Origin of the sequence: Chitinophaga sp. W3I9, assembly GCF_050434025.1 — a bacterium.
Taxonomy (GTDB): domain Bacteria; phylum Bacteroidota; class Bacteroidia; order Chitinophagales; family Chitinophagaceae; genus Chitinophaga.
Map to the genome: position 1 here is coordinate 3,117,571 of NZ_JBNPWC010000001.1, position 13,870 is coordinate 3,131,440.

Here is a 13,870-nt window from a genome sequence, read left to right on the forward strand (position 1 = left end):
TGTTACCGAGATACCATCATTATACAAACCGTTGCCAGGTCTGCTTTTGATGGGATCTCCGGATAAAAGGCCATCAGCTATTCTTCTTGTTAATCCTTAAAGGATTGTATTACAGGGGCAAAAGTATAGCGCAGCAGCCAGTGAATCAACTGCGAAAATTCGCAGGTTATGCTATTCTTTATTATTTTTACGATCAAAAAGATGCATCCTGATAAGTTGGGGTTTGGAAGTTACTCGAAAGGATTTATAACTGATGTTCCGGCTGATCTGACCAGCCCGGAAGCTTTGCATTTTAAAAATACGATCCGCCGGTTTGCGGATGAAGCCATCTATATTTATTCGTTTAAAGAAAATAAGATGTTGTATGCTGACGGCTGGGAGGAATTGCTCGGCTATGCAGATAACGAGATCAGCATGCTCACCATTGTAAATATTACCGCACCCGAATATGCCCCTTTTTCCAATGAGCTGAACGATAAAGCCCTGATGTTCCTGCACAATAAATCTATTGGCGACGAACAATACAGCTTTACCATCGAATTGAAGAAGATCCACAAAAACGGTACGCCCATACCCCTCATCAGTAAAGTGGGCGTATTTACCACCGAACAGGGAAAGGTGACCAGCATCATTGGCCACTCCCAGAAAAATGAGAGCATTAAATTCGGAAACGTGATGCGCTATGCGGCATACGGGCCTGAAAAATCCGAGTTTGAGGAAGAGTTGAACAAGCAGTTGTTCCGGTATTATGCCATCTCAGAAAAAGAGAAAGACGCCCTTTCCCTGGTGGCGGAAGGTTATTCCTTCAAGGAAATTGCCGCCCGGTTCGGGGTATCGCAGTCAGCTATTGAGAAAAGGATCTTACCGATGTATAAACGTTTCGGGGTAAAAAGCCTGACCCATCTCATCAGCTTTGCATTTGCAAATCATATTCTGCCTTAGCCGCTTTATTTTTCCGTACATACCGCTCCAGGTTGAGGGAAAGCATTTTTTCCCGTTCCACACCTATGCTGTGCAGCATGTTTTGCCAGGTGGCAGACAGCTTACGGTCCTGGTCGTCGTTGCCCAGCACCCAGATAACATTGGTATCCTTTAACGCGGTTCTGTTAATGTCATTGGTAGAGGAGCCATCCACAAAGCTGAGGAAGCGGTCGGACGTGATCAGGTCTTCTTTCACCGGGTTGCCCGGATTGATATCGTCTATCACCAGGATGGAGGCTTTGCGCCAGGTCCACAGCACATCGGCGGTGGAGTCATCGTCGTGTTCATAAAACATGCAGTAAAGCTTCATGGCGGAAGTATACACCGCCGAATAGTGGCGGATGGATAGTTCCGTGGCGATGGCCACGCTCAAACTCGTTTTGCCGCTGTTCTTCGGCCCAAACAGGAACAGATGCATCCCCTGTGTTTTACTGTCCAGGAAACGCCTGATCAGGTCGATATCTTCGGGGGCAATCTGTTCTGTGCTCCATTGGCTCAGCCGGAACTGAAACGGATAGCCCGGCGTTTGCAGGTACATTTTGGTAAGATACCAGTAATAGGTAGGGTAGAGCAGCAACGCCGCAGTTACTATTACGATGGCCCTGGCCACCATGGTATCTTTACATAAAAGGGAGCAGAAAAACGCACCCAGCCAGAAAAACAGCAGATCCGTGATGGTATCAAAAGCCACATTGCCCCAGGCAGGCTGAAATACGTATGACTTTACGCCGCCTTTTTTGCCAAAGGTTAAAGGCCACAGGAAGTTGATGGCCTCAAATACCAGCCAAACGGCGCTGATACTCCAGGCGGCCGTAAGTGCAGCGCGCGTTTCTTCCATACGATGCCTCAGCACCAGGTATAAAATGAATGCAGGAATAAACCCCAGTGAAAAGTGACCAAACTGGTTGGCCAGCCACGTATAGGTAAGCGTAACCCCCCGGTAAGAGTCCTTACCTCCGAGGTCAGCCTTCAGCTGACGGAACATGTTGCTGTGAGTAATCGTTTTTTTCATGAGCAGTTCGGGATAGCAGCGGTTGGATAATTGAGGGTAAATATAATAAGTTGGCAGAAATAATAGACCCGCGGCCTGAAAAAAGCCTTGTTACCAGGGTACCATGACTGCGAAAAACGAATCGTTGCATGTATATTTAAGATTGATCCGTCATTTATGAAGAAACTATTTATTCTTATTTTTTTAGCAGGACTCCTGCATAACGCCACCGCACAGGATGCGGTATACCTGTTTGCCTATTTTAAAGACAACGGGCAGGATGGACTGCACCTGGCGTATAGCCGGGATGGTTATAAGTGGCTGGCACTGAACAACGACCAATCCGTGCTCACACCCGCCGCCGGAGTGGATAAGCTGATGCGGGACCCCTGTATTATCCGTGGCGCCGATGGCCGGTTTCATATGGTATGGACCGTGAGCTGGAAGGAAAAAAGCATCGGCTATGCTTCATCGGCCGACCTGGTGCATTGGTCCGCGCAAAAAGATATTCCCGTGATGGCGCATGAACCGGGAGCCTTAAATTGCTGGGCGCCTGAAATTACTTACGATGCCCGGCGTAAAGAATATATGATCTATTGGGCCACCACGATCCCCGGCCGGTTCACCGCCGGCGATTCTACCGGCGACGAAAAATATAACCACCGGCTGTATTATGTTACCACAAAAGATTTCCAGCATTTCAGCCCGGCGAAATTATTATACGACCAGGGCTTTAACGTGATAGATGCGAGCATTGTACCTGACCAGGGCCGGTTTATTATGTTCCTGAAAGATGAAACCAAAACACCGCCACAGAAAAATATCCGCACAGCAGTCAGCAACACTTTAACAGGGGGCTATGGGAAGCCTTCTGCGCCTATTACCGGGCCTTACTGGGCGGAAGGTCCTACGGCATTGCATACCGCCGGTAAGTGGATCGTGTATTTCGATAAGTATACCCAGCACCGTTATGGCGCAGTGGAATCTACTGATCTGAAAACGTGGACGGACGTATCCGGCAAATTATCTATGCCGCAAGGCATCCGGCATGGTGCGGTGCTGACCATTACCAGTAAGGAGTTTGAATTGCTGAAGTAAGAAGAAAGTATCGCGGTGTCGGTTTTGTTCTATTTTCCGGGTAACCGCCATAGTAGATTTGAGAAAAAATAGATCATGAAAACAGCAAATACTACCAAACAAACAGTACTCGTATTAGGCGGCACCGGTAAAACCGGCAGCAGGGTGGCAGCACAACTCACAGAAAGGGGATGGCCCGTACGTATCGGATCACGTTCTGCCAATCCGGCTTTCGACTGGGAAGATACATCCACCTGGGAACCTGCTTTACAGGGTATTGACGCCGTATATCTCAGCTATCACCCGGATCTGGCGATACCCGGAGCAGTGGATACGGTACGTTCATTTACCCAAACAGCGGTGAAAAACGGCATTAAGAAAATAGTATTGTTGTCGGGCCGCGGAGAAAAAGAAGCGCAGGCATGCGAGCAGATCATTATGAACAGCGGGATCAGCTGGACCATTCTCAGATGCGCCTGGTTTAGCCAGAATTTTAGTGAGGGTTATCTGTTAGATCCGCTGCTGGCCGGCCATGTAGCGCTTCCGGCCGGAAACGTTGCGGAGCCGTTTGTGGATGTGGATGATATTGCAGACGTAGCCATTGCGGCGCTTACCACGGAAAACCATAACGGCCAGCTATATGAACTTACCGGTCCCCGCCTGATGACCTTTGAAGAAGCGGTGAGGGAAATAGCCGAAGCCGCAGGCAGGCCAATTCAATACCAGGCAATACCCATGGAAGCATACAAAGCCATGCTCGTTGAATATAACATCCCCGATGATTTCATCTGGCTGGTCACCTATTTGTTTGCCGAAGTACTGGATGGCCGGAATGCCCATCTCACTGATGGAGTGCAACGCGCCCTGGGCCGTGCGCCGCGGGACTTCTCAGACTATGCCCGGAAAACCGCTGCTGAAGGCGTATGGAATGCATAGGAAGATGAGCAACAGCAGGGAAAAGCACGCCAATGCTTTTCCCTGCCTGGGTTATAGCGTATAAACAATGAGCACGCCTATACTGAATAATACATGCGACAGGCCAACCGCCATCACATACGACATCACCGGGATGGCAGGCGGCCGCGGGTGGAGACGGATAAAAGTAAACCAGAACCCCATCGCGAAAATACCGTTCAGTAACCCAAATACGATACTCCAGGACAAGGTAGGACGTCCTATGCCGGCCTGCCACAGGTAAAAGTAAATAATGGCGAAAAACACACCTATGAGGTAATGCAGCATGATGCCGGTTAAGAGGTCTGCCGGCTTCCGGGTTAAACCCTTATCCGGTGTTGTATGATTAGTAACCATAGTAGCAAGCACTCCCACCACTTTATAATTTTTACCGGTAATGGCGGTGAGAAGATATAATGCGCCTGTCATTAATAAAGTACCAAATAGGCCCGCAGCGATCGCTTTCATAAAACCTGGTTTGTATAGCAGCCTTTTATCAAATAATAATCCTATTAATGCGAACACGTTGCAGCCTTCTTTGAAACCGGTTTTACGATGTACGGCCGCTACATTTTGGGGAGCAGTTTCTGCAATTCCGCACCGCTTTTCTGTCCCACACCTGTTATCGGTCAGGGCATATAATTTGCGGCAACTGAAAAGGAAAAGTAATTAGTTCTTCACCTAAATTTCATTGTTATGGCAGACGATAAAAAAAACGTTGGCAAGCAGGATGATATCCGGGTAGATAGCCAGGACCCTTCAGAAGTGGAATACCTGCATCAGCAGTTTCCATCTAAAACCCACCAGGAAATTAAAGACGCCATCAAAAAAGCAGGGCCGATGAGAAGCGATGTGATCAAATATCTGAATGGTCATTAATAACCCGTTGCATGGCGGATAAAATTTCCCATAAGAGCTTATTGGAACAGGCGAGGCAACTGGAGGCGGAAGACGACCTGCCAGGCGCTATTGCCTTGTATAACGAAGCGCTTTCCAATGATCCGCTGACCATTGCTGCCTATAACCGGTTAATGATCATTTACCGGAAGCAGAAAGCGTATAAAAAAGAATTAGAAACAATTAACAAAGGGATAAAATCTTTGGAAGATAATGTGCATCAAACCAGGACTACCTGGATGAAAGCGCACCGGAAGGCGGCGAAGCTAAGCCAGGCACTGGCAAAAAGCCTGGGACAAATAGATGCCAAAGGGAAATTAACAAATGAAGACCCGGTGATTACCGGCTGGAAGCGAAGAAAGGCAATCGTTTTAAAACGGATGAAGACCCCATAAGTTTGCCGTATAAAACAAGCGTCTTACAGTTATATTGTAAGACGCTTTTGTATTTTAAATACTTTTTTTACCGAAGAATTTCTTTTTGGCGCTATGCACCGGAACCAATGGCAGGATGGCCGCTGCGGCTTCTATGGAGCGGTCGGCTTCAATAAGACTGGCGCCATCGCGGATAATCGCCTGGTAAGCGGCACTGCGATCGGCGGAAGAAGGAAGCTTATCGTAGGTGGGCGCCGTGGATATCATACACATCACACCACGCTTGTTTAATTGCTGGTAAAGTTCCTTCAGCGCCGGTTTGTTATCCGGACCTACATACGCCATGATATGCGACCACGGAATTTTAGCGGCCTCGTATTCTTCCAACGCCTGCTGTGTTTTTACAAATGCTTCGAATACAATATCCTTATTGCGGCTGTGGTACCAGCGGGCTTCTTCCGCGGTATGTACCGTTACCATTACGTTTCCTTCGGCATGATTGTCTTTAATGATTTTTGCGGTCATCTCAAAAGGCACATCTTTTTTATCCAGGATGAGCACTGTTTTCCCCTTGCTCCACACAATTGCCTCCTGCAGGGTGGGAATGCGGAAATTGGTGATATTTCCTTCCACATCTTTTAGCTGGAACTGTTTAAGTTCCGCCAGTGTATAATCGGAAATTTTTCCTTTGCCGGTGGTGGTGCGGTCCAGTGTTGCATCGTGCATGAGTACAATGGCGCTGTCTTTTGTAAGCCGGGGATCAATTTCAAAAGTGGCGGGCGTATGCCGCAGGGTATTTTCAAACGCTTCGATACTGTTTTCCGGGAAGCCTTTGTTTACACCGCCACGATGCCCGCTGATAAAGGGAATATCTTTCCCGGTATACTTAAAGAATGCCTGCAGATCCTGGCTGTTGCGGATGTTCAGCACATTCAGTTCAGGTGATTGAGCCTGTGTGTTAAGCTGGCAGGTAAGATACGCGCCTGTCAGCAGTAAGGTTCTGGCAATAACTTTTATCATGATCAGAATTTTGCATTGAGGTGTTGTAATGTAAAAGGTTCGTGAGCCGACAGGTTAAATACTGTAACAGAGGCATTGTCCTGCACCAGCATCCGGTAATTTTTCAGCGGCATGCCCAGCTTATACGCCAGGTACAGGCGGTTTACACCATTATGCGCTGCTACAAGAATGTTTCCATGGTCATGTTGCTGTAGCAGGTCATGGAAAAATTCATCCACACGGGCAACGATTTCGCTGCCGGTTTCGCCGGTGCCACCGGCGCGGTGCTGACCTGGGTCGTCCATCCAGTTATGCCACAGCTGCGGATCTTCGGCAATAAATTCTTCCTTTGTTTTCTTTTCCCAGTTACCAAAATCAGCTTCAATAAGACGGTTATCTTTAATAACATCCATTCCGCCGGCGATGCGCGCGGTCTGATATGCCCGCTCTAACGGGGAAGAATATACGCCGGCAAAGTTAATTCCTTTCAGTTGTTCCCGCACGGCTTCTGCCTGGCCGATGCCTTTTGCCGTAAGGGCAATGTCGGACCTGCCGCAGTAGCGGTTATTATCGGCGTTCCAGGCGGTTTGTCCGTGTCTTAACAGGTAAATATTAAGCATGTTCATAAGTTGAAATATATCCTTTTTCTTTCAGCAGTTGTATAAATTTCAGGTAGCTGGCATCGTAGGTTTTTACGGGAGATGGCGAAGGCAGTATCTCTTCCGCTACCTGGGTCATTGCAGCTGTTGCCTCCATAACGGTGTGGTACCATGTTTTGGACGCCGCCAGGATAGCCGCACCGGCAGCGCCGCTTACGTGTTTCATTTTAATGATGGGCAGGTTGAGCACATTGCTGCGGATGGTGAGCCATGCGCGGCTGTTGCTGGCGCCGCCTGCGGTATAAATCTTTTCCACCGCTTCACCGCTTAACTGCCGGATCATCTGGTAGGCGTAGCGTTCTATATAAGCCACACCTTCCATGCCGGCGGCATAGCTTTCAACGGCAGAAAGCTCCGCGGCTTCAAACCCGCGTGCCTGCGGCGCCACGAACGGAAACCTTTCTCCGTGTTGCAGCAGCGGCCAGGAGAGGTGGCCGGTGGGTATGATCCGCAACGCCTGCTCATTCAGCATCGTAAGATCACCAGGGAATTTTTGAGATACCCAGTCCGCCCCGGTATTGCTGGCGCCCCCCGGCATCCAGTATCCTTCCGGGTGCCGGTGACAATACAATGCACCGGAAGGATCATCGATATACCGGGTAGTTACTCCTTTCACCACCAGGGTGGTACCAATGGTGGTGTTCCAGTCGCCGGGGCAAACGGCGCCCGCCGCAATCTGCGAGGCACAGCCATCTGTCATACCAGCTACAATGGTCACGTCTTCCGGCAGGTGGAGGAGGGCTGCCACACCGGGTTGTATCTTTCCCAACGGAGTACCCGCAGGCACTACTTCTGGCAGCCACGATTGTTGCAGGGGCAGGTGCTCCCAGAGATAGGAAGGCCACTCCTGCGCCTGCACATCATATCCCGATTTCAGTGCGTTGGTGGCGTCGGTTATATCAAAGCGGCCGCTGAGCTGCCCGGTGATATAGTCGGCCGCATGAATGAACTTATAAAGTTGTTGGGCTGCTTCCGGATATTGTTGTACAAACCAGCACATTTTCGATAGTCCACTGGAAGTATTAAACGACGTATAGCCATGCGGGTGATACCGGAGAGCGGTCTCCCGGCAAAGCTTCCCGGTCTCCACCTGCCTGCCGTCGCTGTACATCAGGGCGTTATGCAGTGGCCGGTGCCGGCGGTCAACGGGTACGATGGTACCGGACGTAGAAGTAACGGCTATGGCCCTGATAAGTGGCCGGTGCGGCTGCACGGAGGCGTCCTGCAGGAGTTGATGCAAACACGCAAGGCAGGCATCCCACCAGCCGGTGGGCGACTGCTCCTCCCGCATTTTTTCATGCAACGGGAAATGTTCCTCCCGGCTGCCCAGCAGGTTGCCGGTGGCATCCATTAATACCACCCTGGCGCCTTGTGTACCTACGTCGATGCCTATGAAACAAGCTGTTGCCATAATCGAATTTTAAGTAGTTAGTTCATGCCCCGGAAATAATGCCGGGTTTTTTCCCATTCAGCATACAATGTGCTGTAATAGGCAGTATCAACAGGATGGATTACTTCGGTAGCATCCTCCATTACTGCATTTACCTGCAGCGCTTCATTGCAGATCAACGCGCCGCCAACGGCAGATGATTGCTGGTATTCTTTCCTGATCTGTACCTTTTTCCCCGTGAGATTGGCGATGAGTTGCCGCAGCACCCGGCTTTGCAGTCCGCCGCCACAGGCCCAGATATAATCTGGATCATGACCGGCAGTAGCAGCCAGTATCCGGTAGTTTTTAACGATGGAGCAGGCAATGTCCAGGATGGTAGCCCATACAAAGGAGCCGCGGGTGAGCAGGTGCGATACCGGCGCGGGAAAAATAAAGCCACCGCGGGTAAGGGACACTTCTTCATCAGCCAGCAACGATCCCAGGGAGGCCATGCAAAACGTATGGGTGTTTTCTTCCAGCTCTTTTTCAATCACTTCATAATCTTCATTAGGATAAAAAATTTCTTTCAGCCGCTGATAGTTTAGCCCGGTTACACCGGCATTGGCTTCAAATACAAAGCGTCCCGGTTCTATATCACGGCTTGTCCAGGTCCTTTCTTCCGCATCCAGTGTATAGGTGCCTGTTATCTTCACAATAGGAGTGGTAGTGCCTGAAACAATCACTACATCGTCTACCGCCGGTCGCGTGCTTTTGATGGCAAGTTGCGTATCGCCGCCACCGGCTACTATTTTCACGGTGGCAGACAGCCCCAGTTCCTGTGCTACTCCAGGAAGGATATTTCCCAGTATAGTCGCGGAGTCTGCGAGCGGCGGCAGCAATGCGGCATCCAGTGCAAAAACTTCGCATAACTCAGCCGACCATTGTTTTTGCGCTACATCATACAACAATGTTTCCGATGCCTGTGAATGCTCATACCGCGCTACACCGCTGAACATAAATTCTATCCAGTTGCTGATGCTGAGGAACGTGCTGCATTGCTGCCACAGTTCCGGCCTGCGCTCACGGATGCCCACCAGTTTCAGGGCAGAAAACAGGGAGGTAGGATAACGCCCTGTCAGCTGGTACACCCTGCTTTTATCGGCAATGGTGTTTTCCCATTCCCGGCCACGGTGGTCGATATTGGGCAACCCGGTCAGCGATTCGCCGGTGGCGGATAACAGCACAATACCTTCGCGCTGACTGGTAGCCGTAATGGCTTTTACCACCGTGCCGGGGATACCGGAGAGTACCTGCACGGCTAAACGCTTTACCTGAAGCCATAGCTGAGTAGGCTCAAAATACAGGGCATCCGGGTACAACGGATCTTTGATGTAATGTATGTCTTCCCGGGCAACGCTTAATACCTGTCCCTGCGGGGAAGCTGCTGCCACCCTTACGTTTCCGGTGCCTATGTCCACAATGATGTAGGTGTTCTGTGTTGTCATTGGAAATGAACTTTAAGTATGTCTTTGTTGGCTAATTCGGCTATGTGCCTGTTGGCATGTGCATACCACTGCAGCAAGGCCCTGTTCATAATTTCAACGTGGTGATCTTCCACTTCAAAGGTGGCGCCCGCAATGTGCGGGGTGGCAATTACCTGTGGAAGGTCAATGATCCTGTAATCCAGTTCGTCCGGTGGTTCATGATCGAAAACATCTAAGATAGCCCCCCGGATCGATTTTTTTTCCAGTACTTCCAGCAGGTCTTCCCGTTGCACGACCGAAGCCCTGGCGGTATTGATAAATATGGCCTCTTTTTTCATCATTTTCAGGAGCCGGCCGTTGATCATCCCTTTTGTTTCTGCGGTAACCGGCAGGTGGATGGATACGATATCGCTGGTAGCAAACAAATCTTCCAGGCTGGTTTTCCGGTAATCACTGTTGTATTCGGCCACATACGGATCGAAGAACTGGATGGGGCAGGGATATTCTTTTACCAGCTTTGCAATCAGCTGGCCGATAGCGCCAAAGCCAACCATGCCAATAGTTTTGCCTGCCAGCTCATTGCCTTTGAAGTGCAGGTAGGAGTCGTGCGCGCCTGCCTGCCAGTTGCGGCCTTTCAGCCAGTTGATGCCGGGGATGGTATTACGCAACAGCATGATCACATTGGAAATAAACAGTTCTGCTACTGCCTGCGCATTACGGGCAGGTGTGAAGAATACCGGAATTCCCATTTCAGTGGCTTTGCTCACTGCCACGTTGGACGGTGTGCCGCGGCATACGCCGATAAACTGCAGCTGGGGATTGGCGGCTATTACTTTTGCAGTAACGTGATCGTGCTCTGTTATCAGCGCTTCGGCCTGCGTGTCTGAAAGCATGGCCAGCAGCTCGTCTTCATTGTATGCCCTTCCATGAGGCTTCCACGACCGGTAAATAATTTCTCCGAACTGCCGCTGTAATGTTTCCAGCCCCTGCTCATGATAAGGGGCAGTGATTAAGATTTTCATGTGTATTATAATTGTATGGTTTCCGTTGTATTGCTGTAATGATGAGATGTTTTTGCATTGTCCGGCAGGGTGATAAACCGGGTGATGACGGCGCTTACCAGGTAAAGGGCCGCCAGGATCCAGATAACGCCTGCATCGCCTGCGCTGCCGATAAATAATCCTACAATTGCAGGGCCCACGAAAACAGGTAAGCCGGCGCCGAGGTTCAGAATAGCCATTGCCGCACCTTTGTCTTTTTTCACCAGGGAAGGTACTAACGCCGACAGGGGTACGTAGCCCGCCAGGCAGGCGCCCCAAAGTATGCCGGCCGTCATGACCATCCAGAAATTGCCTTCCCATATCTGTGGTGCGTAATAAAACAGCAGGGTAGTGGCTGCACATCCTACGCCGCCGAACCACATGATAGTATTACGCCATCCCATGCGATCGCCCACAAAGCCAAAGATGAGGTTGAAGATGATATTGGCGGTAAAGATGGTTCCCCAGATCTGCAGCCATTGCGTGGTTTCGTAGCCATGTTTCGCCATATACATCGGCAGGAATACCGGGAAGGCAAATTGCGCCGTGGTATTAATGATGCGCACAATACCGCCCAATAATACTTTGGGTTCTTCTTTCACAATGGTGAGCCCCTTGATCAGTTCTTTTACCTGCGAGCCGCCGGCAGTTTCTTTCTTAATACTTCCTTTATTCAGTACCAGTGCAAACAGTGCGCCCAGCAGCGCCCAGAAAACTGAGGTCCATAAAGTATTGAGGTGCCCGAAGCGGGTAATGGCCCAGCTGGAATAGTACGCGCCGAGTACATTGAGTCCGCCGGTGAATACAAACCAGAACCAGCCTACAGCGCGACCCAGTTGCTGCCGCGGACTGCTGTAGGCGATCCATACCAGGAAGGAGTAGGCGAACAAAGGATAACCAAATCCACGTAATGCGTAGAAGAGCAGCATCAGCGGGTAGTTGAGCCCCGGCATGCCGTATCCGACGAACCCGATGGTGCCGAGAATGTAGAGGATCAAACCTGTGAACATGGTGCGCTTTACGCCGTAGCCTTCTGCCAGTACGCCGGAAAACCAGGCGGAGATGGCGATGGTGATGCCATAGACCGTAAACAGGGTGGCCGACTGCTGCACCGACATGCCATGTGATACCAGGTATGGGCTTAGCCATCCCTGTTCAATACCATCACCCATCATGAATATCATGATGCCGATGTAGCCAAAGAACAGCTGCCGGGGCAGTCCGGCCTTTTCGAAGAATGTTTTGTTTACTGTGGAATTGTTACCTGATAACATACGGTTGCTTATTTAAGGTTTTTCGTTTTATTTAATTTGCCCACTCCGGGTCCTGGATTAAGTTGCCGTTTAAGATGATTTCGTTGTATGGAATGGGATAGAAGTATTTGCGGTCTTCGTATTTGCGCACCAGGTTATCAAACAGTTGCAGATTGCCGCTGGTACCGTTGCTGAGCTTGAACTGTACTTTGTCTATCAGGAAATAATATACGCCCGGTACTTTTGTCGCCGGGATTTTCTCTACAAAACAAACATCCATTTTCCCATCTTCATTCAGATCCATCAATGTGTTGAGGGAGGGTACATACATGCCATCATAGGGCATGGTGAGCAGGTTGCCGAGATGCCAGCGCTTCAGATCATCGTAGCGGAATCCTTCCAGGGCCAGCTCAATGCCTCTCTCCCGGCGTATTTCCAGCAGTACGGGATCATTTATACCAGGAAAATAATGTTGCTGAAGATATGTATCTGCTGTAACCGGCGGCGTGGTAACGGTGATGCCCGCACGCTGCCGCAGCGGAGCAATGGTGAGGTTCCAGTCTTCCGTAGTAAAGTTGCCACGCTCTGCTTTTGCTTCCGCATAGTTCAGCAATACTTCTGCATACCGGATCAGTGGCAGGGAGTTAAAGTTTTCTGCCACACCATCGGTCGCTTTCGCATCCACCGCCAGTTTGATAGGCATATAACCCGTATAGGTATACGTAAAGTCGGGCGGCGTTACCACACCATCGCGGGAATAGTTACCCATGCGGATGCTTTGTTTCAGGCGGAGGTCGCGGTTCTTTACTTCCTGTGCAAAAGGGATTTTATCATAATCCGCTTGCGTGGTGAAAGGCGTGCCATCTGTATTTAAATAGGTGTTGATAAAAGTTTTGATGAAGCTGTACCGGCCGCCGTAAGTGGCGCTGGTCCAGTACCAGTTGGCATCGTTGAATACCCGGAGACTTTTATTGTTAACAGCCGCCAGCAGTACTTCTGTGCTGTTGGGTGTTTCATTGATAAACAGGTTGCGGTAATTTTGATCGGTGGAGCCGGTAGTCAGCAGTTTATACTGGTTTCCTTTGATCACCTGGTTGGCGGCGTCAATGGCTTTGTCGAGCCAGTCGTTCGCCGTGCCGGCAAGCTTCAGTTTCGGATGATATTTGCGGATGGTGCCTTCAAAAAGACATACCCTTGATTTAAAGGCAAGGGCTACCCATCTTGTTACCTGTGATGCGCCGTTATCTTTGGTATTACGGATATGGCTACACGCATAGTCGAGATCGGCGAGCACGTTGTCCATTACAAGCGTGCGTGGATCGCGGCCTTTGTAAAGATCCGGATCGTCCGCAGCGAGGCTTTTATCGTACCAGGGCACATCGCCGAATTGTTTTACTTTATTGAAATAAAACCAGGCGCGGAAAAAGCGGGCGAGACCTATGTAATGTTCTTTGGCTTCGTCTGTAATTTTTGCGTTGCCGGCGTGTTCCAGGAAGTAGTTGATTTTGCGCAGTGCGCTCCAGCTCCAGCCAGTGGCTTCGGTGGGGCCAAAGGCGCCGTAAATGTAGTTGGACAGGGTTCTGCCCACCAGGTAATCGCTCAGGGCATCTCCCCTCACAATATCACTGCCATCGGGCAAATCCAGGTAAAAGGAGTTGGCGTATAACTGCAGGTCCTTTTCGGTATTAAAAGCATTTTCAGGCGACAGCTTATCAAATGGTTTCAGGTTCAGATCACGGTTACATGCACTCATGATCATCATTCCGGCAACCAGGAAGAGAATATTTTTCAT

The 13,870-nt window shown here is 50.0% G+C and carries 14 protein-coding genes; 5 read left to right on the top strand and 9 right to left on the bottom strand.

Annotation, left to right across the window (positions count from 1 at the left end; genetic code table 11):
• Window positions 1-168: 168 nt before the first annotated feature.
• Window positions 169-942 carry a LuxR C-terminal-related transcriptional regulator gene (locus QFZ51_RS12985; RefSeq protein WP_370911708.1) on the top strand — a complete coding sequence of 258 codons (774 nt, stop codon included), beginning with the start codon at window positions 169-171 and terminating at the stop codon, window positions 940-942.
• On the opposite strand, the gene QFZ51_RS12990 is transcribed toward QFZ51_RS12985, so the two are convergent.
• On the bottom strand, window positions 908-1,993 hold the full coding sequence (locus tag QFZ51_RS12990) for an ATP-binding protein (RefSeq protein ID WP_429046359.1): 1,086 nt from the start codon (window positions 1,991-1,993) through the stop codon (window positions 908-910). The two genes, QFZ51_RS12985 and QFZ51_RS12990, sit on opposite strands and share 35 nt — an antisense overlap.
• Before the next feature lie 156 nt (window positions 1,994-2,149).
• Between QFZ51_RS12990 and QFZ51_RS12995 the strand changes: the two genes are divergently transcribed.
• Together QFZ51_RS12995 and QFZ51_RS13000 are read left to right on the top strand one after the other, a co-directional pair.
• Window positions 2,150-3,070, top strand: a complete 921-nt coding sequence (locus QFZ51_RS12995) for a glycoside hydrolase family 43 protein (protein WP_429046360.1) — start codon at window positions 2,150-2,152, stop codon at window positions 3,068-3,070.
• Between the two features lie 75 nt (window positions 3,071-3,145).
• Window positions 3,146-3,985 carry an NAD(P)H-binding protein gene (locus tag QFZ51_RS13000; RefSeq protein WP_429046362.1) on the top strand — a complete coding sequence of 280 codons (840 nt, stop codon included), beginning with the start codon at window positions 3,146-3,148 and terminating at the stop codon, window positions 3,983-3,985.
• A gap of 51 nt (window positions 3,986-4,036) precedes the next feature.
• Here the strand turns inward: QFZ51_RS13000 and QFZ51_RS13005 are convergent, their stop codons facing one another.
• Window positions 4,037-4,471, bottom strand: coding sequence for a hypothetical protein (locus QFZ51_RS13005; protein ID WP_429046364.1), 435 nt, complete (start codon window positions 4,469-4,471; stop codon window positions 4,037-4,039).
• Window positions 4,472-4,699: 228 nt separating this feature from the next.
• Here QFZ51_RS13005 and QFZ51_RS13010 point away from each other — a divergent pair, with 228 nt between their 5' ends.
• Window positions 4,700-4,882, top strand: coding sequence for a DUF3606 domain-containing protein (locus tag QFZ51_RS13010; RefSeq protein ID WP_370911713.1), 183 nt, complete (start codon window positions 4,700-4,702; stop codon window positions 4,880-4,882).
• A gap of 11 nt (window positions 4,883-4,893) precedes the next feature.
• Entirely contained in the window at window positions 4,894-5,295 is a 402-nt protein-coding gene (locus QFZ51_RS13015; protein ID WP_429046365.1) for a hypothetical protein, read from the top strand.
• Between the two features lie 54 nt (window positions 5,296-5,349).
• Here the strand turns inward: QFZ51_RS13015 and QFZ51_RS13020 are convergent, their stop codons facing one another.
• Genes QFZ51_RS13020 through QFZ51_RS13050 form a run of 7 tightly spaced genes read right to left on the bottom strand, consistent with a single transcriptional unit; the run spans window position 5,350 to window position 13,870 of the window.
• Window positions 5,350-6,294: a glycerophosphodiester phosphodiesterase family protein gene (locus QFZ51_RS13020; RefSeq protein WP_429046367.1), complete on the bottom strand. Its 945-nt coding sequence runs from the start codon at window positions 6,292-6,294 to the stop codon at window positions 5,350-5,352.
• Window positions 6,295-6,296: 2 nt separating this feature from the next.
• Window positions 6,297-6,899: a histidine phosphatase family protein gene (locus tag QFZ51_RS13025; RefSeq protein ID WP_429046368.1), complete on the bottom strand. Its 603-nt coding sequence runs from the start codon at window positions 6,897-6,899 to the stop codon at window positions 6,297-6,299.
• Window positions 6,886-8,343 carry an FGGY-family carbohydrate kinase gene (locus QFZ51_RS13030; protein WP_429046369.1) on the bottom strand — a complete coding sequence of 486 codons (1,458 nt, stop codon included), beginning with the start codon at window positions 8,341-8,343 and terminating at the stop codon, window positions 6,886-6,888. The genes QFZ51_RS13025 and QFZ51_RS13030 overlap by 14 nt, the downstream gene beginning before the upstream one ends.
• Before the next feature lie 17 nt (window positions 8,344-8,360).
• Window positions 8,361-9,806, bottom strand: coding sequence for an FGGY-family carbohydrate kinase (locus QFZ51_RS13035; protein WP_429046371.1), 1,446 nt, complete (start codon window positions 9,804-9,806; stop codon window positions 8,361-8,363).
• Complete coding sequence (locus QFZ51_RS13040) at window positions 9,803-10,807, bottom strand: 2-hydroxyacid dehydrogenase (RefSeq protein ID WP_429046372.1); 1,005 nt, start codon at window positions 10,805-10,807, stop codon at window positions 9,803-9,805. Before QFZ51_RS13040 ends, QFZ51_RS13035 begins: the two co-directional genes overlap by 4 nt.
• Window positions 10,808-10,812: 5 nt before the next feature.
• The gene (locus QFZ51_RS13045) at window positions 10,813-12,099 is read right to left on the bottom strand and encodes an MFS transporter (protein ID WP_429046373.1); all 1,287 of its coding nucleotides are present in this window, start codon (window positions 12,097-12,099) and stop codon (window positions 10,813-10,815) included.
• A 31-nt stretch (window positions 12,100-12,130) separates the two neighbouring features.
• Window positions 12,131-13,870 carry a RagB/SusD family nutrient uptake outer membrane protein gene (locus QFZ51_RS13050; protein ID WP_429046374.1) on the bottom strand — a complete coding sequence of 580 codons (1,740 nt, stop codon included), beginning with the start codon at window positions 13,868-13,870 and terminating at the stop codon, window positions 12,131-12,133.